Here is a 25,409-nt window from a genome sequence, read left to right as displayed (position 1 = left end):
GCGGGAAGTCGGGGATTTATAATTAATGAATGTGATGCAACTCGCGTCGCATGTTGATGTCAATTCATGATACGAGTCGTCGACGGCGAAGGGTATCGGAGAGCCAACGGGGGGGAGACGCGTGACGTCCGGCGTTGATGTCGCGATCGCGGCGCTCCCGCTGCTGCTCGCGGGCGTGCTTCTTGTCGGCCTCCTCTGGCCGGCGACCCGTGCGATGCCGATTGCGTGGGTGACAGCCATCGGGGTGGGCTACTTCGCGTGGAACATGCCAGTGAACTGGCTCGCTGCGGCGTCCGCGGCGGGCTTTATGACCGCGATAGAGATCCTCTGGATCGTCTTCGGCGCGCTCGTCCTCTTGTACACGCTGATGGAGGCGGGAGCGTTCGACCGGATCAACCGCGGGTTCGCGACGGTCAGTGACGACCGGCGCGTCCAGATCGTGTTGATCGCGTTCTTCATGGCGACGTTCATCGAGGGTGCCGCCGGATTCGGGACGCCGGCCGCGGTTGTCGCGCCGCTGCTCTTGGGCCTTGGATTCCCGGCGCTCGCCGCCGTGGTCGCTGCCATCATCGGACACATCATCGCGGTCACATACGGGGCGGTGGGGACCCCGATCGTGGTCGGTATTCAGAGTCCGATGGAGAGCGTCGAGTTCACTCGCACCGCGATCCAAGAGGGTGGGATGACCGTCCAAGAGTTCTCCGTCAACGTGGCGGCGTGGGCGGCGACGTATCACGCCTTGGTCGGGTTTGTGATGCCGCTTTTCGCCGTCGGAATGGTCGTCTACTTCTTTGGTGACCCAGAAGAGCGCTCGCTGGCACCGGCCTGGGAGGTCGCGCCGCTCTGTCTCCTCTCGGGGATCGCGTTCGCCGTGCCGTACTGGATCTCGGCGTGGTTCCTCACGGCCGAGTTCCCGTCGCTCATCGGATCGATGGTCGGCGGCACGATCATCCTGAGTATCCTTCGCGCGGGGTACCTCCTGCCGGACGACGAGTGGGAGTTCCCCGAGCGCGAGCAGTGGGCGGACCACTGGGTGGGCACGATCGAGCCCGGTCAGTCGAACGGCTCGAACGGCGCTGACTCGATCGAGGCGGAGGCGGCCGACCTCGAAGGCGGCGAGGATATGACGCTGTTCAAGGCGTGGTCGCCGTACGTCCTGCTCGTGATCCTCCTGGTCGTGACCCGCGCGGTCGACCCGATCTCGAATTTCATCAACCGAGACCTCTTCGTCGTCAGCTGGGGCGAGATCCTCGGCACCTCACTTGGCGGCTCGGTCGCGTGGATGAACGTGCCGGGCTTCTGGCTGCTCGTGAGCGCCGTGCTCGCGATTCCGATATTCGGCATGTCGGGTAACGAGGTCAGCGAAGCGTGGAAGGAAGCCGGTCGGAAGATCGTCTCGCCGTTCATCGCCTTAGTGTTCGTCATCGCGATGGTGCAGGTGATGCTCCAGTCCGGCACGCATCCGGGCGCACCGGAAGTCGGGAGCATGATCGTCTTGCTCGCGCAGACGACCGCCGGCCTGCTCGGTGCCGCGTACCCGGCGTTCGCCTCGCTCATCGGCGCGCTCGGCGCGGCGATGGCCGGGTCGAACACCGTCTCGAACATCACCTTCGGCGCGTTCCAGTTCGAGGCCGCGACGCAGCTCGGGCTCCCGCGAACGATCATCGTCGGCGCACAGGCCGTCGGCGGTGCCATCGGGAACCTCGTCGCGATCCACAACCTCGTCGCCGCGCTGGCGACGGTCGGTCTCCTCGGACAGGAGGGACGGGTGATGCGGCTGAACCTCATTCCGCTCCTCTACTACGCGTCAGGCGTCGGAATCTTGTGTCTGCTGTTCAGCTACGTGCTGTTCCCGACCGTGTTCTAAATTCCGCTAGAACGCTGTCGCAGTTTCTTTTTTTGATATGGTGTCGCCGTCGAAGCAGACCACAGCCAGGTTTCCTGCGACTCGGTGAAGTGCCGCTATTTTCGTGTGGGGTGTTGCGTCCCTAGCAATCCCCCGCCTGTTTCGCGTGAGACATACTCGTCGGAAGCCGGATCCTCACCGTTGTCCCTCCTAACTCGTTCGTGTCAAATGACAGGGTCCCATTCGACCGGCGAACAACATGATTGACGAACCAAAGTCCGAGCCCCGTTCCGTGGTTCAGTGAATTGATTTCTCCGTCTGCGGTCAATACGCTCCATTCTTGTTCCGGAATTCCCGGCCCATTGTCCCGTATCGTAATCTCAGTAATCGCATCTGTGTATCGATGGCGAATATCGACGCGTGGGCGCGTCTGCTCCGAGTGAATAATTGCATTCTGTACCAGTTCTCGGATCGCCGCGTCGATCTCACGTACAGTATTCGCTTGACCGCCGGTAGCCAGATCAACATTCAGCGTCGCATCAGGATAGTGTTTCTGTACGCCCGAGACGACCTCTTTGAGTATCGGAACGACGTCGATATCCTCCGTTTCACGCTTTCGGGTCAGAAGCTTGGTGATTCTCTGTTGATTTTCTCCCATTTCGACGAAGGTCTGGCTTTTCTCGAGTATCTTCTCAGCCCACGGCGTCACCGTGTCCGATCCATGCTCTCGGATGCGTTGTGCCGCCCCCATGATCACATTCATATTGTTCCTCACGTTATGGCGGAAGATGCGCCCGAGCACTTGCAGATGTTCGCGGTTTTCCTGCTCTTCAGAAATATCTATAATATGAACAACGTAGCCATCAATATCGCCATCATGGGTCCGTAGCGGTGATCCTCGTGATTCGCCCGAGAAGACGTGTCCGGTGTTTTTCTGGTAGTTGATGATCTTCGGTTTGTTCGGGACAGCTGTCGCTTCAAGCACGCGTTCGATATCGGCTCCATTGTCTGTGATTGTGCGCAGATGGTCTCCTTCGATTTCGTCAATATCATATCCAAACAGATCGGTGAATCCCGGGTTGCACGTCGTAATATTGCCCGCAGTATCCGTCACTACGACTGCGCCGCTGACGTTTTTGAATAGTGACTCGTATCGCCTCTTCTGTGCGCGCACTTCGTGGGTCCGCTGCACCTGTTCTGTAATGTCCCGGACGACACCGATACCGCTCTCCGGATCTCCGTCCGCGTCGAATTCAACTTCTGCTATCTCTCGAACCCATCGTGTCTCACCCTCTACCACGATTCGGTGTTCTATGTCGTACCCGCCGTTCTCCAATGCGTCATCCCATGCTTCTGTTACTTTGTCACGGTCGTCAGGGTGAACGATTGTTAGAAACCGTTCATACGTCATCGCTGTCCCTGGTTCTAGGCCGAAGATCCGATAACATTCATCCGACCACTGGAGGTCGCTGGTTTCGATTTCCAAGAACCAACTCCCGACGTGTCCGACTTCTTGCGCCTGTACGAGGTGGGTCTGGATCTCTTGTTCTCTTTCTTGTTGATGTGTGATATCCCGCGAAATAACTGCAACACCTCGCTCACCGTCGTAGAGTTCTACGGGGACAAACCGCTGCTCAGTGTATATCTTGCCAACCGAGTCTAATTCGAGACCAAATCCTAAAGACAACGTTTCTGTCCCATCCGGCTCTTGGATCCATTCACCGACATCGGGTTTGTCATCTTCGAGGAGCGAATCGATCACGTTGATGAACCGTGTGGGATCTTCGTCCGGTGCAGCCATCGACTTGGTCACCGGTCCGATCTGCCGCCCCTTCATCGCTTCATGTGAGACACCTGCAAACTCAAGTGCCGCATCGTTAGCAAACTGGATGCGCTTGTTATCGTCAACGAGGTATGCAACTTCATTCATCGCCTGCACGACGAGTTCGTAGGTTTCTAAGCGCTGTTCGCGCTCTTTTTTGTCGGTGATGTCTTTTTGGAATCCGACGAAGGTTTCCAATTCGCCGTTTTCGTCTTTCACGGGAGAAATGGATAACTGGTTCCAGAATTTGGTCCCGTCCTTACGATAGTTCAGTAGGGTCGTCTCAGTCGACTCAACCTCGTTAACGGCGTCGCGGATCGTTTCGATTTGATCGGGGTCGGTCCTCTCGCCCTGAAGGAACCGGCAGTTCCGACCGATGGAGTCCTCCTTTTCATAGCCCGTAACCTCGGAGAACCGCTTGTTTACGTAGGTCATGGGGTTATCTTCCTGTGACGGATCGGTAAGCGTGATTCCGACCGGCGCGTTTTCGAGCGCACGCGTCTTTTGTCGGAGTTCGGTTTCACGCCGTTTTCGCCCAGTAATATCATTATAGATTGCGACAAAGTGAGTTACGTCTCCCGAGTCATCTGTCACCGGCGCAATCGTGTGGTTGGCGACGAAGTGTGCTCCGTCCTTGCGTTTATTCACGATTTCGCCACTCCAGACTTCGCCGTCCAGAACAGTGTCCCATAGGTCGGCGAAAAACGCATCGTCGTGCTCACCGGAATTGAGAAAACCAGGTTTCTTTCCGAGCACTTCAACAGCTGTGTATCCAGTTAGGTCCTCGAATTCTGGATTTACGTATTCGATCTGCCCATCTGCGTCGGTAAAGAAGACGGCGTGTCCGGTGTGTTCGACCATCTGTTCGAACTTCTGTAGACGTTGCTCGCGTTGCTTCTGTTCGGTGATATTCCGTGTCGATCCGACAATGTGCGAAACCGTTCCATTGACCAGTACCGGTGCGATTCGCGTTTCCCACCACGATCCGCCGTCGAACGTTGACAGGTATTCTTTGTATTGGACAGGCTGTTGTCCGCTGACACACTCTTTGTATTTTTCACGGACATGTGCGCTGTCCGCTTTCCCGGTGATTTCACGGACTGTTTTCCCTTGTAGTTCGACGGCTGAAGTGCCCGTAACTGTCTCGTATGCGGGGTTAACTCGCTTGACACGGAACGTCTCTCCAGCGTTTTCGACTGCGATGACAAACAGCCCGTCTTGTGCGTTGTTGAATAACGTATCTGCCTGTTCTGCCTTGTGTCGATCTTCTGTTATGTCGCTGAGGACAATAGTCACGCCCTCGTCACCCGGGTGGATTCTGACCTTACACCACTGCCCTGCTCTCTGGGGAGAACAATCGAACGAGGCTAGTTCTCCGGTTTCGATTGCCTGCTTGATTGTGTCTCGAACCGTCCTGTCCCTCTGATTCTGGAATACGTCACAAATGTCTTCGCCAAGGAGAGACTCGGCGTCGGCATCAAGCAGTGTCGTCGCGGAACTGTTGACGAATGTGATCCGGAGTGTATCGTCTAGTGCCACGACACCGTCAGACATGCGTTCGAAAATCTCACGTCGCACCTGGTGGTTCTCTTCTGGATTAGTTGCTGGTGATCCTGGTTCGCTCATTGGGATTCTTTTGTATTCTCTGTTCGAGATGTCGTGTCGTGGCCGTTGCTCGTGGCACTATCTTGATCCGTTTCGGTCGGTGCGGGCAGTGGCGGATTTTGCGTCGGGGTCTTTTCAACGAGAGCGAAATAACGACATATATCGCAGACGATCTGTCCGAATATGTCTGGGTTTGTGCTCATGTCTGTGGCACGGTACGTCCGATGCCCGTAATTTCGAAGCGAGCGCCACCTGACTCGCTCTCGGTCGCTCGTATGCTCCACCCGTGAGCATCCACGATCTGGTTGACGATACTCAATCCGAATCCGGTTCCGGATGCCCTCGTCGAATACCCGGATTCGAATACCTGACCGTAGCTCTGCTCTGATATCCCCGGACCGTCGTCCTCGATATATACGCCGTCGTCCAGCGTGCCAACCGTCACCGTGACACCGGAGCCGCCGTGTTCGACTGCATTTCGGAGCAGATTCTCAAACGCTTGTTTCATGCGACTGGGGTCTGCTCGAATCGAGGTCTCCGTGTCGATCTCGACCACGAACGAGGCTGCTTCCGTCTCGACAGTGTCCCAGCATTCCTCGAACAACGGTGCCAGCCGGACCGATTCGACCTCGGTGACGCTTTGTCCTTGACGAGCCAGCGTCAGCATGTCGGTGATCAGCGCCTCCATCCGATCGAGAGCGTCCTCAACGTGTGACATGTGCTCGTTTTCACACTCTTCTCTGGCGAGTTGGAGCCGGCCTTTCGCCACGTTTAACGGATTTCGAAGGTCGTGAGAGACGACGCTGGCGAACTTGTTGAGGCGGTCATTCTGCCGCTTCAATTCCCGAGTTTGCTTTCTCTGGCCGGTGACGTCACGCTGTGTACCGAGATACCGGACGAGAGCGCCATCCCCATCGTACACCGGCGCGACCGTCAACTCGTTCCAGAACGGCGTTCCGTCCTTCCGATAATTCTGGAGTTCGACGGTGATCGGCTCTTCGTTCTCGATTGCCTCTCGAAGCTTGGCGACCGTCTCCTGGTCGGTTCTTTCACCCTGGAGGAACCGGCAGTTCCGACCGAGGACTTCCGTTTGCGGATATCCCGTGATGTCTTCAAACGCCTCATTGACGTACACTATCGGGTTGTCTTCCTGCTGTGGATCAGTCAGGATGAGTGGTGAGTGGGCGTTGTCGATCGCCGTCCGGAGGATCGCCAGTTTACGCTCGGTGGCTCGTTGCTCCGTGATGTCAGTGTTGACCGCGACGAAGTGCGTGATCTCTCCCGACTCGTCTCTCACCGGCGCGATCGTCTGATCGATGATGAACCGTTCGCCGTCTTTCCGCTGGTTAACCACGTCGCTCCGCCAGACGTCGCCGCTGAGGATCGTCTCCCACAGGTCGCTGTAGAACGCCTGATCGTGCTCGCCAGACTTGAGGAGCTGCGGTGTCTCCCCGATCGCTTCCTCAGCGGTGTATCCGGTCAACTCCTCGAAAGCCGGATTAACGAACTCGATGACGCCGTCTCGATCAGTACAGTAAATCGAGTGACCCGAGGCCTCGACAGCCCGCTGAAACTGTCGAAGTTTCCGTTCGCGCTCCTTTCGTTCAGTGATCTCCGTGATGAACCCGACGATCCGAGCGATGTTGCCGTCGCCGTCGTAGATGGGCTTTCCTTGAACGTACACCCACCGTTGGTAGTCCTCGCCTGCGTTGACCCGATGTTCGACTTCAACGGTCTCCCCGTCTTGAAGCCGTTCGACGGCTTGTGCTACCTCTGCCCGATCGTCGGGGTGCGTCGCCTCCAAAAACGACAGCGGATCGTCGCGGAAGCGGTGTATCGGAAGGTCGTACAGCTCCGCAAACGCGGAATTGATGAAGATCACGTCATCCATGTCCGCAGTGACGATCCAGAGTACGTTTTGCGTCTCTTCAGCGAGTTCCACGAGCCATCGTTCGGTCTGGTTTGCGCGTTGCTCTGACCGGCGCTGAGAAACGACGTTGTCGATTCGATTGGCCAGAAGCTCGTAGCGCTCTGCGCCCGTTCGCTTTCGTAGATAGTCCGTTACTCCCTTCGAGATCGCCTTGCTCGCAATCTCTTCGGATCCCTCCCCGGTAAAGAGAATAAATGGAAGATCCGGATACGTCTCGCGGATCTGTTCGAGAAACTCGATGCCGTTGCATCCCGGCATATCGTAGTCGGAGACGATACAATGGACGTCATTCGCGTCGAGATACTCGAGTGCCCCTTCGACACGGTGTTCGCTGTGAACCGATATCGAATCGTGCTTTTTTTCGAGAAACGACGCGCTGAGATCTAAGATCCCTTCGTTGTCATCGACGTGAAGCACGTTGATTTGTTCGCTCCTCGTAGTTGGACCCGTGTTCAACACGCATCCGAACTCGCCCTGCCGTGACTGGGGGTGTCCCTCCGCCCGTGACGTTGGATCTCCGCTAGGCATGTAGATGTGTTACTCTGTCGTGAGTTGCTGAACCGTCTCGCTGATCTGGTCGACGTTCTCTGCTTGTTCCTCGTTTGCCGCGGCAATGGTTTCGACCTCGTTGGCGACCGAATCTGCCTGCTCGACCAATTCGTCGACCATACTCGCCACTTCCTCGGTGCTTGCGGCTTGGTCTCCGGTTGCATCGGAGACCTCGCGGATACCCTGTGACGCCTCTTGGACGGATTCAGCGATGTCTTGTAGCGTGTCCATCGCTGTGGTGACCTGCTCGATTCCCCGATTGACTTCCTCCGTCGTTTCTTTGAGGCTGGTGACTGTTTCTGCCGTGTCTTCTTTGATGTCCGAAACCATCCGTTCGATCGTGCCCGCGTGCTCCTGTGAGTCCTCGGCGAGACTCTTCACTTCGTTTGCAACGACTGCGAACCCGTCTCCCGCTTCGCCGGCACGAGCGGCCTCGATCGAGGCGTTCAACGCGAGCAGATTCGTCTGTGCTGATATGTCGTTTATGACTTCGACAATTTCGTCGATCTCGTTGACGCGCCCTTGGAGCTGTTCGACGTCGGTGGCGACGGTCTGCGCGGAGTCGTCGACCCGTTCCATCATTTCGATCGCTTCCGTTGCAGCCCCCCGACCCTCTTCTGCAAGCTCTTCGGCCTGCTCGCTCACTGCGGCCACTTCGTCTGCCGTCGATGCGATTTCTTCGACAGTGGCGGACATGCCCGAGACTTCGCTTGCGACCTGGTTCATCGACTCCGCTTGCTCTTTGGTTTTCTGACTGATTTTATCTGTACTTTCTGTGATGTTTTCAGCGGTCCGCATGGCCTGCGTTACTTGCGTATCGACATCGTCGATGACCCGGTGTTGTTGTTCCAGTTCGGACTCAAGCTGTTCGCTGTACGACTGGATGTAGGTATCCATAGCCACCTGCTGGTCGAGGTTCATTACTTTCAACATCGACTGCATGCGCTCGGCGAGTTCATCGAGCGCCCCTTCCGGTGTGAGAGATCCGCTCTGCTGTGCCGCAGTGCCGCCGTCCGTCTGTGCGAGATTTGTTTTCAGGTCATCGACGACGGCGTCGATCAGCTGCCGGTAAAAGATACTGTAGGCACCGAGATAGATCTTCGGTCCGAGATCCAGCATATCATGTATTTTCCCGATTCGGGCGCGGGTCTCGAAGTGACTCTGGCCGTACTCTCCGTCGAATAAGCCTTTCAGATACTCTCGCTGGTTCTGTTTGAGCGCTTCGATGCCTTTGCTCGAACGGCCGAATATCTCGAGGGTTTCATCGTACGATTCCAAATGCTCGTAAAAATCCTCAACCGCATCGTCAATGACCGGCTCGACAACGCTGTTCAGCTCCGAAAGTCGCTTCTCGTCTGCTTGCTCAAAGTTTGTGAAGTCCTTCCGCCACGCGATTTGCTGTTGGTCGATCCCAAGTTCATCTATCAACCGTGTCCCGTCTACCTGTTTTCGATCCTCCGCTGTTATCCTGTCAGCCATTCCCAGTCTAGGAACACACCACACACACATCATCGTCTGGGCTTGTATACGAGGGTTTTCTTCTCTAAAACCCGAACATGTGGGGGTTGTATCTACGTATCGAGCGAACTCTCGACACCATGTAACAGCTCGCCAAACAGCGTCTGTTCTGCCCGCTGGATATGTTCGTGGAATGTCGAGTTTGAAAACTCGAGCATCTCTGCGAGTTCCGTCCCACTCATACGCCGAGGTGACTCGAAGTATCCACACCGGTAGGCCGTTTCTACGACTTCGCGCTGCCGAGGGGTGAGAGATTCGAGCACGCCCGTTGGTGCTCCGTTTTTTGTATCGAGTGCGGTATCGGACTCCCGCTTAGCGAGCAGTTGGGCGTCAGTAAACTCCGACATGATCAGATCGATCGCCTGCCGGGACCCCCCTGTCTTCGGAACTTCCAGTGCCAACTGGCACCGAGTCCCGTCAGCGACCAGTCGGCGTACGACAAATCCTCTGTCGGACAGCGCCGCGCCGATACACAGTTCCGTCAACCGAAACCGAACCAACGTGTCATTCGTCCGCTGCATCAGAGTGGCGCTCTCGATCTCGTCCAACTGCTCTGCCGCGTGAACGACCTCTTCCGGCGTTCCGTGATCGACGCTGGCGAAGGCGAGCGCCGACGCCTCCGTCCGTGCGACGATCGAGGTAATTGTAATCTCACACCCGAGAGCGGTAGCGAGCCGACAGAACAGGGTGGAGTCGTCTCTGATCTCGAACTCCAACTCCATCGTCTGTGTCGTATGCAGGGCCGCTTTTTGCTCGATCGTCGCAGCCGTGTGAGCAACCAAATCGCAGAGTTCCCGTAAGACGGACCTCAGCGAATCCGGGAATCCAGACGTCGTTCCCGCGTACACGGTGAGAACACCGTAGAATGCGTCCTTGTAAATCAGAGGGATACTCATGACGGATCGGAACCCCCGTTTTATCGCCTCTTTTTGCCAGTCGCTGTGTCGAACGCTGGTCGCGGTATTTGACTGGTGACGCACTTCCCGAGACTGCGTGGCCTGTACCGCCGGCTCAGTGTCTGTCCCCTCATCTAACGTGAGAGAGACACTGTCGAGATAGTCTTTTCCCGCGCCAGCCTGCGCGTGTGGGGCCACCGTTTTTGTTTCGAGATCCGTGTGACCGACCCAAGCGAACTCGATCGAATCCGACGTGACGAGACACTCACAGACCGCCTGCTCGAGTTCGCCTCGCGTGTCCGCATGGACGATCTCGTGGCCGATATCCCGGATCCGTTGATTCAACGACTCGACTTTCTCCAACTCCCGTTTGTGGTCTTCGAGGTCTTGCTCCCGTTCGTTGCGGTCGAGCGCCCCTTCCGTCACAGCACCCAACGTCTCTACGAGTCTGACCGTCCAGTCGTCGAACCGCTCCGGTCGGGCGTCGCCCGCGATGAGAACGCCCCAATCGCCGATCGGAACGGCGAGTTCACTCCGGAGTGCTCGCTCGAACTCGTACTCCGTCTGCCGTGTTCGGAAGTCATCGACGACGGCGGTCTGTCCCGATGTGAACGCATCCCATTCGACGCCATCTCCGGGTTCGAAGGGAGGCAGGTGGGCGAGCTGCTCAGGAGCGTCGCTTGCGCTTGCATGGACAGTCGGCCTGAGTTTCCACTCATCTTCGCCGAACGCATAAAATGCGACAGTAGAGACATCGAGGATATCGGCCAGCGTCTCCACCGCCTTTCGCGTTGTCTCCGGTCCCTCCTCGGCGTTGAACAACTCCTGGATGGCATCGTTGAGCGTCGCTATCCGGCGCTGGTACTCAAATTGGTCACTGACGTCCTGTATCATCTTAAAAACGACGTCGTCACCCTCTAGCTCTATCCTCTTCGTAGTGATCTCGACGGGGACCTCGTCGCCGCCTGCTGTGACGATAGTCGTTGGCGAACCGTCGGGTAGGTGTCGCCACGTCTCTTTTCGCTCGGTTGTGTCCGTGAATATCGAATCGTATCCGTCGCGGTTCTCGGCGGGATGCACAGACGCTCGGTTTTCCCCGATGAGATCGGCTGCCGGACGGTCGAGAAGTGTCCCGGCAGCCTCGTTCGCTTCGAGAATATCTCCAGTCGTGGGATCGACAGCAACTACCGGAACTGGTGCCATCTCCAGTAGCTTCTGATAGCGTTTTTCTGCCCGCTGTCGGGCCTGTTCCTGCTCCTTGCGTTCGGTGACATCTCGGAAATAGACGGCTATTCCTCCGTCGCTGTTCGGATACGCCTGCACGTCGAACCATCCATCGAGCGCCGGATAGTACTCGGTAAACGAGGTCGGTTCACGGGTGTTCATCACCGCTCGATACCGGGCTTCGAATGGCGTGTCTCGGACGGTTTCGAACACGTCCCAGATACTCCGGCCGAGTATCTCTGCTTCGGACGTGTCCAGCAGTGTCTCGGCCTGATCACTGACGAACGTGAACTGCCAGTCGGCGTCCAGTTCGAATATTCCGTCGGTAACCCGGTCGATAACCTGCTTTCGCTTGCGTTCTTGTCGTTTGCGCTCGGTGATGTCCTCTTGTGTCCCCAAAAATCGGACGAGTTCCTCGTCGGTGTCGTACACCGGAGTGATCGTAACGCTATTCCAGAACTCGGTTCCATCTTTTCGATAGTTGCGGAGTTCCGCTGTCACCTGCTCTTGGTTGTCGATGGCTTCTCGAAGCTTTCTAACTGGTTCCTCTCGGGTGCTTTCGCCTTGGAGAAAACGACAATCTTGGCCGATAACCTCCGATTCTGAATATCCAGTTATCTGTTCGAATGCTTCGTTTGCATACGAGATGGGAGTATCGTCTGCTCCCGGCTCCGCCATTATAAGGGGCGAATTTGCCTTCTCGATTGCCCGCCAGAGGAGGTCCTTCTCGCGTTCCTGTTCCTTGCGTTCGGTGATGTCTGTTGTAGTGCCAAACCATTCGACGATTTCACCGTCCTCCAGTATTGGCACCGCTCTTGAATGCGTCCACCCTGTGGTGCCATCAGCGCATCGTATCCGGTGTTCCAATTCGAACGGGCTCTGTGTCTCGATCGCCTCGTCGATCGCCTGCTTCACCCGAGCGTGGTCCGTTTCTGGGACATACGCTTGCCATGTGCTTGGCCGATCGGTCGAGACGAAATTATCCTCGGCAAGTTGGTAGATCTCCGACCAGTCTGGACTCATCCGATAGATGCCATCTGTCGTGGCTCTCATCAGCGCATCGAGCCGGTTTTTACTCTCGTATACTTCCTGTACGGCGCGTTTTTCTCCCGTCACATCGTCGAACAAAACAGCGACCGTATGATCGTCAGGCTCCCCGACACGATACATGTGAGCATCTATCCACTGATCATCGAGCGTCTCGAAACGCGTTATGAACCGGGTGGATTCGCCCGTCTGTGCGACGGTGGTGTACGCATCGAATATGTGGGCGTCGCTGTCTGGCACCAACTCGCGTACCGATTTGCCTTCTGTATCTTGCAAGCCGGTGAGCGCTTCGAATGCTGAATTCGATTCAACGAACCGGTAGTCTACCGGCTGGCCGTCCTCGTCGAAGTCGAACGTAATAACACAGATAGCTTTGTCCAGTGACTGGAACAGCGCCCGATACGTCTCGTCCGTTTGCTGCTCCGCGCCTCTGTCTCGCTCGACTGGTCGCCACCAAACACGGCCGCGGGCACCGACTTTTTTGGTCTCAAGTGTGCCATCTTCGACGAGCGTCTCAAGTTTATTATAGATCGTTCGGTCGGTACAGTCGAACGATTCGGCGACTTCCGGTGTGGTGAGCGGCGTGCCGGGCGGTCCGAGCGCGTTGAACACGTCGCTGACCTCCGAAAGTGTGGGAACCGAACTCATATCCCTTGTTACATGAGAACAAAAATAATAGTTCCGTCAACAGAATACACGGAGTTCGTTGCTCTGGAACCGGAATCCGTATAAAATCTCAGCAAGCTGCCGTCGATACACCCGTGACTTCTCGTCGCGATCGTCGAAAAAACCAGGAATCGGCCGGTATCGAGCGCGCGGTGGCCCGATTACAGGATGCCGGCGGCTTCTGCGGTCTCGACGATGTCCTGTGCCATCTTGTTCGTCGCCTCGTCGACCATCTGGCCGTCGACGCTCACTGCGCCCTTGCCTTCTTCCATCGCCTCGGCGTAGGCGTCGACGATCCGCTTTGCGCGCTCGGCGACCTCCGGGTCCGGCGCGAACACTTCGTTGCCGATCTCGATCTGCGACGGGTGGATCGCCCACTTGCCGTCACAGCCGATCATGTTGGCGTTGTTGGCGGACTCGCGGAACCCTTCGGGGTCTTCGATGTCGGCGTACGGGCCGTCGAGGCACGGCAGACCAGCGGACTTGGCCGCAGAGTTACACTCGGAGAGCGCGTGGTGCCAGTAGTGTCCGGGGTACTCCGGGAACTGCCCGATGTCGAGTCCGGGCGTGCCCATCGCCGCGGAGTAGTCGCCGGGGCCGAAGATGATAGAGGAGAGGCGGTCAGAGGCGTGTGCGATGTCGTGGACGTTGTGGATCCCCTCGCCGTCCTCGATCTGGGGTTCGAGGCCGATGCCGCCGACCTCGAGGTCGTTGTTCACTTCGATCTGTTCGAGGAGGTTCTCGACGGTGTGAATGTCGCTCGCGGACTTCACCTTGGGCACGATGATGTCGTCGATGTACTCGCCCGCCTCGCCGACGACGGTGATCAGGTCGTCGTACCACCACTGGGTGTCGATACCGTTCATCCGGAAGCTGAGAACCTTGTCGCTCCAGTCCTCCTCGCGGGCGGCCTCGATGAGCGGCGCGCGCGCGTCGGGCTTGGCGTTCGGCGCGACGGAGTCTTCCAGATCGAGGAAGACCTCGTCAGCGTCGCTGTCGGCCGCCGAATGCATCATTTTCTCGTCGCTCGCGGGCGTTGCTAGCTGCGTCCGACGAAGAGTAACGTCCGTCATGTGTGACAAATGGAGGTCGAACACGCACGAAAATAAATCTACCTCACTTGGTTTTCTCTGAGACGAAAACGAGTACTTCTCGTCCGGTCGATCCCGGTCGCGGTGCGGAGGCAGCGGAGGCAAAGCGGGCAGCGGAACGGAGGCGAAGCGGTCGCGACTCCCGGCGCGCGGTCAGGGTTCGAGGACGACCCGGAACCGCGCCTCGTTGTCGATCATGCGGTTGTACGCCGCGTCGACTTCCTCCAGTCCGTACGTCTCTATCTCGGGCGTGATCTCGCGGAGCGCGCTGAACTCCAAGGTGTCTTGCGAGTCGCGGGCGTGGCCCGACCCCCACCCCTCGACCGCGCCGAGCGATCCGACCAGTTCCTGGACGTTCACCGACACCGGTTCGCCCGGCACTCCGACGGCGACGACCGAGCCGTCGATCCCGAGCCCGCCGACGACTGACTCGATCGCGTCGCTCGCCGGCGCGGTCGAGAGGACGACGCTCGCGCCGCCGAGTTCCTGCAGTCGCGCCGCCGGATCGGCCTCTGCGGCGTTCACGAAGTGGTCAGCGCCCAACTCGCGGGCGAGCGGCTCCTTGTCGGGGCTTCGCGAGATCGCGACGGTCTCGTACCCGGCCGCGTGCGCGTACTGCACGCCGAGGTGTCCGAGTCCGCCGACGCCGACGACGGCGACGAGGTCGCCGGGCCGCGCGTCGCTGTTTCGCAGGGCGTTGTACGTGGTGACCCCGGCACAAAGCAGCGGCGCGGCGTCGACGGCGTCGAGGTCGTCGGGGATCGCCGCCAGCGCTTCGGCCGGGACCGTCGCGTACTCGGCGTACCCCCCGTCGAACGTGAGGCCGGTGACCTCCGCGTTCTCGCACTGAAGGAACTGCCCGCGTCGGCACGGGTCGCAGGTGAAACAGTGGCCGCCGTGCCAGCCCGCGCCGACGCGCTCGCCCGACTCCCACGCGCCCACGTCGTCGCCGACGGCGTCGATCCGGCCCGCGATCTCATGCCCCGGGATCCGCGGGTAGCTCACGCCGGGGAACGTCCCCTCCTTGACGAAGGCGTCGCTGTGACAGATCCCGCAGGCCTCGACCGCGACACGGACCTCGTTCGGGCCGGGCTCTGGAACCTCCCGCTCGACCATCTCGAACTCGCCGCCCGCCTCCGGTACGACCGCGGCTCGCATGGTGTCCGTCATCGCTCGTCTGTCCGGGCGACGCGCGGGAAAAGCTGGCGGCGGCGGCGATCCGGATGCCGAAACGCGCCGGACGTTTCTCGCGGTTGAAACGACATATCAAATATAATACAAACGCTTAACTCGGGGCGGCGGTCACCCGCGACCGACGATGACGACGAGCGGGAACGGCGACGCCGCGAGGAACCGGGCGACGGGTGGGATCGAGACGCGGTCGAGCTGCGAGACCCGAGGGACCGAGACGAGCGGAGCCGAGCGCTCCGAGGCCGAGACGTGAGCGAGGGGCCGACGCTTCGTATCGGCAGCGAGGCGGACGACGACCCGCCCGGCGCGGTGCCCGCGCCCGTCCCGCCGGACGACCCGGAGGCGTGGTACGCGCCCGATGTCCGCGCGCAGTACGAACCAGCGCCCGGGGTCGTCGCGACGGTGCGCGAGCGCGACGGCGGGCGGTTCGGATACGACGTGCGCGAACCGCCGCTCTCGCCGGCCGACGAGCGCGCGCTCGACCGCGTCCGCGACCACTTCTCCGCGGTCCGTCACCGTCGACCGCTCACGCGGGTCGGGGTGGTGGAGCGCGCCGCCGCCGGCTTCGAGCCCAAGTACGAGCGCGCGCTCGACCGGCTGCTCGACGCGAGCGCCGACTCGCGCCGCCGGATCGGCTACCACGCCCTCCGCGACCTCCGGCTGCTCGGCGAGTTGACCCCCGTCGCGCTCGACGACCGCATTGAGATCGCCGACGTCGGCGACGAGCGCGAGCTGGTCATCCACACGGAGACGTTCGCGCCCCTCGAAACGGGGATCGACGCGGACGCCCCGTACGTCGAACGGGTCGCGGCCGAGCGGCTCGCGCAGTACGCCGTCGAGTTCGCCGGCCTCTCCGTCGACGTGGTGATCTACCGCGAGCGGCTGCTCGGCTCCGACGCCTTCGAGACGAAGTACGCCGCGCTCGAACCCGATCTCCTTCCGGGGGACGCGGCGCTCATCGAGGAGTGTAAAGCGCGGATCTGGGAGACGTCGGTGAACGGCGTCGTCGACGATCGCGAGGCGTTCGTCGCCGCGCACGCCCGGCGGTTTCTCACGCAGCGGCTCACCGCCCGCGACACCCGCGCGTGGCTCGACGCGGCGGCTCACCGGGTGCGTTCGGCGCTCGCGGCGCGCGGCTTCGCGGTCCCCCCGGTTGACTCCCGATACGCCCGCGACCGCCTCGACGACCTCGCGTACTACGTGCTCCGCGACTTCGTCGGCGAGGGGATACTGACCGTTCCGATCCGCGACCCGAACCTCGAAGACGTGGAGGCGAACCGGGTCGGCGAGCGCGTGAAGGTCGTCCCGCGCTCGTCGGTCCTCCGGCGCGGCGACGAGGGCACGCCGACCGAGTCCGCCCGCACCGCGGGGCGGCGGGTTCCGACAAATCTCGCGTTCGCCGACGAGACCGCGTTCGTCAACGTCGTCACCGGGCTCGCGGCCCGCGACGGAACCGAACTCAACGCCTCGACGCCGTCCGCGAAGGTGAACCTCGACGTCGACGGCGTCGAGGAGACGGTTCGGTGTGCGGTGGCGCTGCCGGTCATCTCCGAGGGCGGCCCGCACGTCTCGATCCGCAAGCAGTCGCCGGACGCGCTGACGCCGGTCGACCTGATCGACCGCGGGACCCTGTCGGTCGACCTCGTCACGCTGTTGTGGCTGCTGTACGAACACCGCGGCGTCGTCCTCTTCGCGGGGCCGACCGGCGTGGGAAAGACGACGCTTCTCAACGCGCACACGCCATTCATTCCGTTCGACGATCGCCCCGTCTCGATCGACGAGGGATCGAGGGAGGTCCGACTCCCGCACGAGACCGGGGTGTCGCTCACGACACGCGACCACGAGGACGCCTACAAGGCGGTGAGCATGTCGGACCTGATGACCGAGGCGAACTACCTCAACCCTGATATCGAGGTGATAGCCGAGATCAACACGCCGGCGAGCTTCGAGACGTTCGCCGAGACGCTGAACACTGGCCACGGCGTGATCGGAACGACGCACGCCGAGGACGTGGAGTCGCTCGTCAATCGCGTGATAGAGCGCGGGCTCCGACCCTCGCTGTTGCGCGAGATCGACGTGGTCGTTTTCCCCCGACAGGTCGGCGGCGAGCGCTACGTCTCGCGGGTTGTCGAACTGCTCTCGGCCGACGAGTACGAGGCGCTCGATCCGGACGCGAAACACAGCCCGACCGGGGATCCGAAACACGGCGGGGCCGGCGTCGTCGACAAAGGCGATACCACGGTGTACTACAACACGGTCGTGTGGCGCACTCCCGACGGCGAGTTCCGATTTCCGGGCGCGCCGGGGTCTGACCCGTCCGCTTCCGGCGGCGTCGGTTCGGGATCGTCGCAGCCGCGGGCGGAGCGAGCGCTCCACGCGTTCGCCCGCTTGGCCGCCCGAACCGACCGCGACGTCGACGACGTGGCCGCCGAGTTCGCCGCCAAGCGCCGCTACGTCGAGTACCTCGTCCGGGAGGGCGTCGACGACGCGGACGACCTGTTCGAGTTCCTCGCCGACCTCCGCACCGACGAGGCCGCGACCGTCGAGCGAGCCGCGCGCACGATGCGCGATCGGCCGGGACGGGGATCGCCGTGAGCGCGGGTCCGCGATCCGGAGTTGGCGACCCCGCCGACCCGCCGGATGCGGGGGGCACGCTCGCCGCCGCGGACGACGACCTCCCGCGGAGCCGGCGCGCGTCGGTCGCAGACCGCGTGCTGTACGCGCTGTTCGCCCGTCACGCGAGCGACCGCGGCCACGCCGCGGACCGCAAGCGCTACCGCGGGACCGCGCTCGGGACGGGATTCGAGACCTACCTGTCGCGGGTGTACGGGCTCTCGTGGCTGATCTGCGTCGTCGTCGCCGTCCCGACGCTCGTCGTCGCGTCGGGCGTGACGCCGTCGCTTCTCGCCGCGGTCGACGCACTGATTCGGGGCGACACACCGATTCCGGCGGCCCGTTCGCGACCGTGGATCGCGCTCGGGATCGCCGCGGCCGCCGGCCTCCTCGCGAAGCGCGCGACGGTGCGACTTGGCGGCGTTCACCTCCGGTGGCTGACGGTAACCCGGCGGACCGACATCGAGCGGACGCTCCCCGGAGCAGTCAGGTACCTCGAACTGCTCTCCTCCGGGAGCGACGGGCCGCGCGCGATGGTCGCGAACGTCGCGGCGAGCGACGCCTACGGCGGAACTGCGACCTCTCTGCGGAAGGCGCTCACCGCGGCTCGACTCGCCGGCAGCCTCGACGAGGGGCTCCGCCGAGTCGCGCGCGATACGCCCTCGCGAGAGCTGCTCGCGCCATTCCTTCTCAAGTTCCGCAAGCACGCCGCCACGGGCGACGCGGCGCTCGCGTCGTACCTCCGAACCGAGAGCCGAATGCTGGCACACCGGCAGGACCGCGCCCGAAAGCGGGCCAGACGATTCTTGGAACTGCTCACGGAGCTTTTCGTCGCGGTACTCGTCCTCCCGGCGCTGCTCGTGATCGCGGCGACGGCGCTCACCGTGGTGATCCCGGAGTTCCTCCCGCCCGTGGACACGCCTGTCGGCGTGGTTCCGACGCGCGCGGTCGTGCTCTACGGGGCGGTCGTCTTCCTCGTCGGGCTCGGGCTCGCGGGCGCGGTCGCCGTCGGGACGCTCCGCCCGCCGAACCAGCGCGCGAGCTACGACCGGCCCGGATCGCTGCGGGCGGCCCTCGCCTCCGCCGGGCGCAACCCGGCGAGCACCGCGGTCGTGGCCGCGCCGTTCGCGGTCTGTCTCGCCGCGTGGCTCGCGGTCTCGGGGTACACCCTCGTCAACGTGGGCCTTCTCGCGTACGCGGGGTTCGCGGTCCCTGTCGGCGTCGTCGCGGGACGGCGCACCCGGATCGACGACGCGAAGGACCGCGAACTCGCCGACTTCGTCCACGCCGTCTCCGGGCATGTGGCACACGGCCGACCGTTCCCGGACGCGGTCGAGGCCGTCGCGGGCGACGCCGACCTCGGGGTGTTAGACGGCGACGTCGCCGCCCTCGCGTTCGCCCTCCGATCGACGACCGCGACGGGTGCGGTCGGGCGGTTGGCAGGGGAGGCGGGGCCGGGGAGAGCGGGAGAGACGGGGCCGGGGAGACCGAGGGCGACAGACGCCGAGGAGACGACGGACGTTCGTGCGGCCGCGGTCGGCCGGTTCGTCGACCGCGTCGGGACGCCGCTCGCCGAGGGGACGCTCGGACTCGTCACGGGCGCGTTGAACGCCGGCAGCGACGCGGACGCCGTCTTCGAGACGCTCCGGATCGAGGTCGGGCAGCTGTACAGCGAACAGCGTGCGCTCCGGTCGTCGATGCACCCCTACGTCGCGGTCGGCTGGGCGGCGGCCGCGCTGGTCGCGGGCGTCGTCGCCGTCGTCAACACCCAGGTGATCGACGCGGCGCGGCTCGCGGAGGTGGCCGCCGCCACCGACTTCGTGACCGAACCCGAGACGGTCCACCCGGACCTCGAACGATTCCGACTGTACGTCGTCACACAGGCGACGGTGCTCGCGTCCGGCTGGTTCGCCGGCACCGCCTCGCGCGGTCGATACGCGGCGCTCTTACACTCGGGGGTCCTGGTCGCGCTCTGTTATGCGGCGTTCACGCTCGGCGGGCTGTTGTGAACTGCCCGCTGTCAACTCATGACGAGCCGGCGGCCAACGTGTGATTCACCGCGTCCCCCGGCTCGGATGAGCGCGAGGAGAGCGCCGCGCCGAGTCGCTCGTCGGCCGCGAGCACCCTGTCGGTCACGCATCTCGCCGAATCCATGTTCGTTCACTTTTTTGGACAGATGTTGAGGCAATACGTGTAAAATACATGTTCTTAGCGTGTTTATCCACGATCTGTCTCTGGTGTCGTTGTGTATTCACTATTCTGGTGGAACTGTTTTCTGTCGCACCGTCGGTTCCGGTGGCTATCGCCTCGAAAAGTCGGCGTTCGTTCGGGTCTCCTGATGCGGCGAGCTCGCCGCCGACTCAGCGCTTATCCGTCGGCAGTGCGGACGACCCGCCGTGACCGATCGCCACAGTGACGTCGACCGCCGCACCGAGGCTGACCGCCACAGTGGCGTCGACCCCTGCACCGACGTCGACCGCGACGCCGCGCTCGCCGCGGGCGCTGCGCTGTTCAACGAGGGTCACACCCTCGCGGCGCACGACCCGTGGGAGGCGGCGTGGCTCCCGCTCGACTCCGGTTCCGACGAGCGGCTGTTCCACGGGCTGATCGCGGCCGCCGCGGCGACGCACCACGCGACGGCGCGAAACTGGTCCGGCGCGGTCGGCTGTGCGGCGAACGCGGTCCGGTATCTCGGCGCGCTCGACGGTAGGCCTGACGGCAACGCCGACGTCGACGCACCCGACACCCTCGACACGGCGCGTGCGGCCGACGCGACCGCCGAGATCGACACAGGCCCCGTCCACGACTGGTGTCGGCGACTCGCCGCCGACCCGGAGGTGATCGAACGCGCGAGCCCTCCGGCAATTCGGGTCGACGGTGCGGTCCCGGCGTTCGACGACCTCGACCTTCCGGCGACGCTGCTCGCCGCCCCCGCGCTTGCCGGCTCGGTCGACGCCGCCAGCGAGGCGACCGTCGAGGCGGCGGCGCGGCTCGCACGCGAGGAACGCGGGACCGGACGAACGACCATCGCGGAGCTGCTCTTCGCGTTCTGCCGTGCTCCGTCGTCGCGCCCGCAGGTGGCCGCACGGCTCGCGGACCACGTCGAGCGCGAGCGGCGAAAACGGCGAGACGTCGAGGGATTGTTTTGAGCCTCCAGCCGCCCGATCAGGCCCCGTCGGTCGGCGTGTCCGGATCGGAGGGGAAGTTGGGTTCCGCGGCGGTGTCGTCGATCGGTCGGCTCCGGCCGTCGTTGCCGTCTTTCGGCTCGCCCTCGAAGGTGTAGTTCGCGGAGTTATCGGCGGGGTCGTAGCCGAGCGCCTCGCGGGCGCGCTCGATGGAGTAGTACCGGCGGTCGTTGTCCGAGATTCCGTAGACGATCTCGTAGCCGTACTCCGCCTGCAGGCAGCGATCGAACAGGTGCGCGCAGTCGCGGTGTGAGAGCCACATCGCCTGTCCGCGCTCGTACTCCCGCGGCGGGTGGTCCTTGGTGAGGTTGCCGATGCGGACGCAGACGACGCGCATCCCGTGTTCGTCGTGGTAGAGCCGCCCGAGCGCCTCACCGGTCGCCTTCGAGACGCCGTAGAGGTTCCCCGGCCGCGGCAGTTCGGTGCCGTCGAGCCGGTAGTTGTCGTCCGTGCGGTACAACTCGGGGGTCCGGTCGTCGGTCTCGTAGCCGCCGACCGCGTGGTTCGAGGAGGCGAACACGAAGCGGTCGACGCCGGCGTCGACGGCGGCGCGCATCACGACCTGCGTCCCGTCGATGTTGTTCCGGAGCACCGAGTCCCACGGGGCGGTCTTCCGCGGGTCGCCGGCGAGGTGGACCACGGCGTTGACGTCCGCCATCGCCTCCCCGACCGCGCGCTCGTCGGTGATGTCCGCGACGTACAGGTCGGCGTCGGTAACGCCGTCCGGCACTTTCGCTCGCGGGAGCGGCTCCCGGTCGAGGAGCCGCCAGTCGTACTCGCCGCCGATGCCGTCGAGGATGGCTTGTCCCACCCGTCCCCCGGCACCGGTCAGCAGGACCGGCTCGTCCATTCGCTCGTCAATGGGCGCGAGACGGGCATATAATGCACGGTTCGACCGTGCACGGACCGACCCGTGCAGACGGCCGCTAGAGCTTCTCGCGGGAGATATTGACGCCGGTCGGCGTGACGACGATCTGGTCGTCGCCCTTCTGGACGATGTCGCCGTCGACCTCTTGGGCGACCTGTCGCAGCTCGTCGATGATGTGTTCGATAGTCCGGTCCGACGTGGAGTGGCGAGTGATGTCGGCGATGACGAAGTCCCCGTCGTAGACGGCGTCTTTGATCGGGATGATGTCGCTCTGGTCGCCGATCTCGGCGATGTGTACCTGCATGCCCGTTTCCGCGTGCGCCTCGGCGAAGTCGTCGAGGTCGAGTTCGACGTAGTCGTCGACGGAGCGGTTCCCGCCGCCGCCGAGGATCTTGCTCATAATACCCATACACACCACACGACGAGGTCGGACATTAGTTCTTACGTCAGACGCCCCCTCACGCGGAGTCGTCGAGCCGCGCCTGCCACTCTTGGACCCGCGAGAGCAACTCCACCGGCGCGGTTGCCGCGACGTCGACGTCGCTCAGCTCCTCGATCACGGCCTCGGTCTCCGGATCGATTCCCCCGGTGTCGTCTCCATCATCCCCCGACTCGGCCGCGGCGGCGACCGCGCCACCCGCCGCCGTCTCGCCGCCCATCGCTTCGCCGTCCGCTGCCGTTCCGTTCTCTGTGCCGTCCGCCGACGGCGCATCGCTCTCCGCGTCTCCGACGAACGACCCGGACGAGAGGTCGAAGACGACCTGTTCGGTCTCTGCTGGATCCCGGCTCCCGCCGTCGCCGCCCCCGCCTCTCGCCTCTATCGCCTTCTCCTCGCGGAGGCGGTCGAGCACCGCGTCGGCCCGCTCGACGACCGGGTCCGGAACTCCGGCCAGGTCCGCGACGTGGACCCCGTACGACCGGTTCGTCGGACCGTCGCGGACGGTGCGGAGGAACGTCACGTCGCCGTCGCGCTCGTCGACGGCGACGTGCACGTTCGCGACGCGCGGGAGGTGATCGGCCAGCGTGGTCAGCTCGTGGTAGTGCGTGGCAAAGAGCGTGCGGGCGCGGACCTCGTTGTGCAGGTACTCGGTCGCCGCCCACGCGATCGAGATCCCGTCGTAGGTGGCGGTGCCGCGGCCGACTTCGTCCAATATCACGAGTGAATCCTCGGTCGCCGAGTGGAGGATGTTCGACAGCTCCTGCATCTCCACCATGAACGTCGACCGTCCCTGTGCTAGTTCGTCGAGCGCGCCGACTCGGGTGTAGATCCCGTCGACGAGCCCGACCTCAGCCGCGCGGGCGGGCACGAACGACCCCGCCTGCGCGAGCAGTTGGATCAGCGCGGCCTGCCGCATGTACGTTGACTTCCCGCTCATGTTCGGCCCGGTGACGATGAGGAACCCGCTGTCGGCGTCGAGCGTGAGGTCGTTCGGCACGAAGTCCGTCGTCCGCTCGACCACCGGGTGCCGGCCAGCCTCGACCGCGAGGCGGCGATCGTCTGTCAGGTCGGGGCGCGTCCAGTCGTTGCCGGCCGCGTGGGTCGCGAGCGAGGCGAGCGCGTCGAGTTCGGCGATCGCTCGCCCAACGTCCTGCAGCAGTTCGCTGTCGTCGGCGATCCGCTCGCGGAGGGCCTCGAACAGTTCGTACTCCAACTCGCCGCGGGCCTCCTCCACGCGGAGCACCTCGCGCTCGCGTTCGGCCAGTTCGTCGGTGACGAACCGCTTCGAGTTCTTCAGCGTCTTGATCTCGCGGTAGTGTTCGGGGACCTGATCGGCGACCGACTTGCCGACCTGAATGTAGTAGCCGTCCGTCTTGTTGCGGTCGACGGTGACGTGCGTGAGCCCGTACTGTTTCTTCTCGCGGTCCGCGAGCGTGTCGAGCCACCCTTTCGCCTCCTCGTGGCTCGCGATCAGCTCATCGAGGTCGGCATCGTATCCTTCACGTATCAGCCCGCCCTGCGTCGTCGTCTTCGGCGGGTCGTCGGCGAGCGCGTCGGAAAGCTCCTCGCGCCACTCGGCCGCGCGGTCGCGGTCGATCCCGTCGAGGACCGCCGCGACCGGCGAGTCGGCGAGGTCGCCTCCGGAGACCGCGTCTGCGAGCGCGGGGACCAACGCGAGGGTGTCTCTGACCGAGAGCAGTTCGCGCGCCCCCGCGCTCCCGCTCGTCGCCCGCGCGGCCAGCCGTTCGAGATCGGCCGCCTCGCCGAGCGTCTCGCGGAGTCGGTCGCGCGCCAGCGCCGCGGCCGCAAGCGACTCGACCGCGTCGAGCCGCCGCTCTAGCGTATCGCGGTCGCGCCGCGGTCGCGTGAGCCACTCACGGAGCAGCCGGCCGCCGGCCGCGGTGACCGTCTGGTCTATGGTCTCGAACAGCGTCCCCTCGTCGTCGCCGCGCATGGTCTCCGTGATCTCCAGGTTGCGCTGGGTGGTTGCGTCGAGCTCGACGTGGTCGTCGTCGCCGTAGGCGGTGAGCCGCGTCATCGACGCCAGCACGCCCGCGCCGGTCTCCTCGACGTAGCCGAGCACCGCGCCCGCCGCCCGCAGGGCCAACTCGGAGTCTATCCCCACGCTGTCTGCGGTCTCGCGGCCGAACTGCTCGCGGACCGCGTGGGTCGCTCGACCGGGCGCGAACGCCTCGGCGTCGAAAAGCGAGACGGACCCGGACAGATCCTCGCGGACCGCGGCGAGCAGGTCGTCGTCGTTCCGAAGCTCCGGTCCGGGTAACACCTCTGCGGGGTCGAACCGGTACAGCTCCGCCCGCAGGTCGCCCGCGTCGGCGACCTCGGTGACGAGGAACCGACCGGTGGTGACGTCGGCCAGCGCGAGCCCGTAGGGGCCCTCGGTGCTCCCGACCGCGTCACCGCCGCCGTCGTCGTCGCCCCCCACGACCGCCGCGAGGTATCGCGCGTCGTCGCCCGTCGTCTCCAAGATGGTGCCGGGCGTGACGATCCGCGTGATCTCGCGAGCGTGCCCGTCGTCGGTCTCGTACTGGTCGGCGACGGCGACGCGGTAGCCCCGCTCGACGAGCGCGCTCACGTACGGCGTCAGCTCCGAGAGCGGCACGCCCGCCATCGGGTACGACGAGCCGTGCGAAGACTTCTGTGAGACGGTCAAGTCGAGCTCGTCTGCGACCAGTTCCGCGTCGTCCGCGAAGAACTCGTAGAAGTCGCCACACTGCATTGCGAGGACGTCTGCGTCCGTCTCCGCCTTGAGATCGAGGAACTCCCCGACGATCCCCGTAGCCATACAGCGTACTCCCGCCGTGGGCGGGTAAAACCCTGCGGGTGGCGGCCGACTCGGCGGTCGGCTGCGCGCTGTCCCGCCGCCTCGCCGACCCCTCGCCCCGCCTCGCCGACTCCTCG

General features: G+C 63.1%; 14 protein-coding genes. 5 read left to right on the top strand and 9 right to left on the bottom strand.

Features of this window, described 5'->3' with window-relative positions:
* The first annotated feature begins 121 nt into the window (after positions 1-121).
* Positions 122-1,867: an L-lactate permease gene (locus EP28_RS13465; protein ID WP_049984508.1), complete on the top strand. Its 1,746-nt coding sequence runs from the start codon at positions 122-124 to the stop codon at positions 1,865-1,867.
* Positions 1,868-1,988: 121 nt separating this feature from the next.
* On the opposite strand, the gene EP28_RS13460 is transcribed toward EP28_RS13465, so the two are convergent.
* The 6 genes from EP28_RS13460 to EP28_RS13435 all read right to left on the bottom strand — a co-directional run bounded on the left by EP28_RS13460 (position 1,989) and on the right by EP28_RS13435 (position 15,352).
* The gene (locus EP28_RS13460; RefSeq protein ID WP_080506161.1) at positions 1,989-5,294 is read right to left on the bottom strand and encodes a PAS domain S-box protein; all 3,306 of its coding nucleotides are present in this window, start codon (positions 5,292-5,294) and stop codon (positions 1,989-1,991) included.
* Positions 5,295-5,472: 178 nt separating this feature from the next.
* Positions 5,473-7,620, bottom strand: coding sequence for a hybrid sensor histidine kinase/response regulator (locus EP28_RS13455; protein WP_049984506.1), 2,148 nt, complete (start codon positions 7,618-7,620; stop codon positions 5,473-5,475).
* Between the two features lie 120 nt (positions 7,621-7,740).
* The gene (locus EP28_RS13450; protein WP_049984505.1) at positions 7,741-9,231 is read right to left on the bottom strand and encodes a globin-coupled sensor protein; all 1,491 of its coding nucleotides are present in this window, start codon (positions 9,229-9,231) and stop codon (positions 7,741-7,743) included.
* A gap of 92 nt (positions 9,232-9,323) precedes the next feature.
* Positions 9,324-13,085 (bottom strand): PAS domain S-box protein, encoded by a 3,762-nt coding sequence (locus EP28_RS13445; RefSeq protein WP_049984504.1) that lies wholly within the window; start codon positions 13,083-13,085, stop codon positions 9,324-9,326.
* 179 nt (positions 13,086-13,264) lie between these two features.
* A complete protein-coding gene (locus tag EP28_RS13440; RefSeq protein ID WP_049984503.1) occupies positions 13,265-14,176 on the bottom strand; it encodes an HpcH/HpaI aldolase/citrate lyase family protein in 912 nt (303 codons plus the stop codon).
* Positions 14,177-14,347: 171 nt separating this feature from the next.
* On the bottom strand, positions 14,348-15,352 hold the full coding sequence (locus tag EP28_RS13435) for an alcohol dehydrogenase (protein ID WP_049984544.1): 1,005 nt from the start codon (positions 15,350-15,352) through the stop codon (positions 14,348-14,350).
* Positions 15,353-15,512: 160 nt separating this feature from the next.
* On the opposite strand from EP28_RS13435, the gene EP28_RS14690 reads away from it, so the two are divergent.
* From EP28_RS14690 to EP28_RS13420, 4 genes are all read left to right on the top strand, one after another.
* Entirely contained in the window at positions 15,513-15,638 is a 126-nt protein-coding gene (locus EP28_RS14690) for a hypothetical protein (RefSeq protein WP_255358280.1), read from the top strand.
* A complete protein-coding gene (locus tag EP28_RS13430) occupies positions 15,635-17,980 on the top strand; it encodes a type II/IV secretion system ATPase subunit (RefSeq protein ID WP_049984502.1) in 2,346 nt (781 codons plus the stop codon). Before EP28_RS14690 ends, EP28_RS13430 begins: the two co-directional genes overlap by 4 nt.
* Positions 17,977-20,007 (top strand): type II secretion system F family protein, encoded by a 2,031-nt coding sequence (locus tag EP28_RS13425; RefSeq protein ID WP_080506159.1) that lies wholly within the window; start codon positions 17,977-17,979, stop codon positions 20,005-20,007. The genes EP28_RS13430 and EP28_RS13425 overlap by 4 nt, the downstream gene beginning before the upstream one ends.
* Before the next feature lie 387 nt (positions 20,008-20,394).
* Complete coding sequence (locus tag EP28_RS13420; protein WP_049984500.1) at positions 20,395-21,147, top strand: DUF309 domain-containing protein; 753 nt, start codon at positions 20,395-20,397, stop codon at positions 21,145-21,147.
* A gap of 16 nt (positions 21,148-21,163) precedes the next feature.
* Here EP28_RS13420 and azf read toward each other — a convergent pair whose 3' ends face one another.
* From azf to mutS, 3 genes are all read right to left on the bottom strand, one after another.
* Positions 21,164-22,033 carry an NAD-dependent glucose-6-phosphate dehydrogenase Azf gene (azf, locus tag EP28_RS13415; RefSeq protein ID WP_049984499.1) on the bottom strand — a complete coding sequence of 290 codons (870 nt, stop codon included), beginning with the start codon at positions 22,031-22,033 and terminating at the stop codon, positions 21,164-21,166.
* Between the two features lie 76 nt (positions 22,034-22,109).
* Positions 22,110-22,460, bottom strand: a complete 351-nt coding sequence (gene sepF / locus EP28_RS13410; protein WP_049984498.1) for a cell division protein SepF — start codon at positions 22,458-22,460, stop codon at positions 22,110-22,112.
* A gap of 49 nt (positions 22,461-22,509) precedes the next feature.
* On the bottom strand, positions 22,510-25,293 hold the full coding sequence (gene mutS / locus EP28_RS13405) for a DNA mismatch repair protein MutS (RefSeq protein WP_049984497.1): 2,784 nt from the start codon (positions 25,291-25,293) through the stop codon (positions 22,510-22,512).
* Positions 25,294-25,409: the final 116 nt, after the last annotated feature.

The organism is Halorubrum sp. BV1 (assembly GCF_000746205.1).
In the GTDB taxonomy this organism is placed as follows: domain Archaea; phylum Halobacteriota; class Halobacteria; order Halobacteriales; family Haloferacaceae; genus Halorubrum.
This window is presented reverse-complemented; position numbering and strand designations above follow the sequence as displayed.

Excerpts from the sequence above, each read along its gene's own strand:
- EP28_RS13460 (WP_080506161.1), bottom strand. The coding sequence starts at position 5,294 with ATGAGCGAACCAGGATCACCAGCAACTAATCCAGAAGAGAACCACCAG.
- EP28_RS13450 (WP_049984505.1), bottom strand. The coding sequence starts at position 9,231 with ATGGCTGACAGGATAACAGCGGAGGATCGAAAACAGGTAGACGGGACA.
- EP28_RS13445 (WP_049984504.1), bottom strand. The coding sequence starts at position 13,085 with ATGAGTTCGGTTCCCACACTTTCGGAGGTCAGCGACGTGTTCAACGCG.
- EP28_RS13440 (WP_049984503.1), bottom strand. The coding sequence starts at position 14,176 with ATGACGGACGTTACTCTTCGTCGGACGCAGCTAGCAACGCCCGCGAGC.
- EP28_RS13435 (WP_049984544.1), bottom strand. The coding sequence starts at position 15,352 with ATGCGAGCCGCGGTCGTACCGGAGGCGGGCGGCGAGTTCGAGATGGTC.
- EP28_RS14690 (WP_255358280.1), top strand. The coding sequence starts at position 15,513 with ATGACGACGAGCGGGAACGGCGACGCCGCGAGGAACCGGGCGACGGGT.
- azf (WP_049984499.1), bottom strand. The coding sequence starts at position 22,033 with ATGGACGAGCCGGTCCTGCTGACCGGTGCCGGGGGACGGGTGGGACAA.
- sepF (WP_049984498.1), bottom strand. The coding sequence starts at position 22,460 with ATGGGTATTATGAGCAAGATCCTCGGCGGCGGCGGGAACCGCTCCGTC.
- mutS (WP_049984497.1), bottom strand. The coding sequence starts at position 25,293 with ATGGCTACGGGGATCGTCGGGGAGTTCCTCGATCTCAAGGCGGAGACG.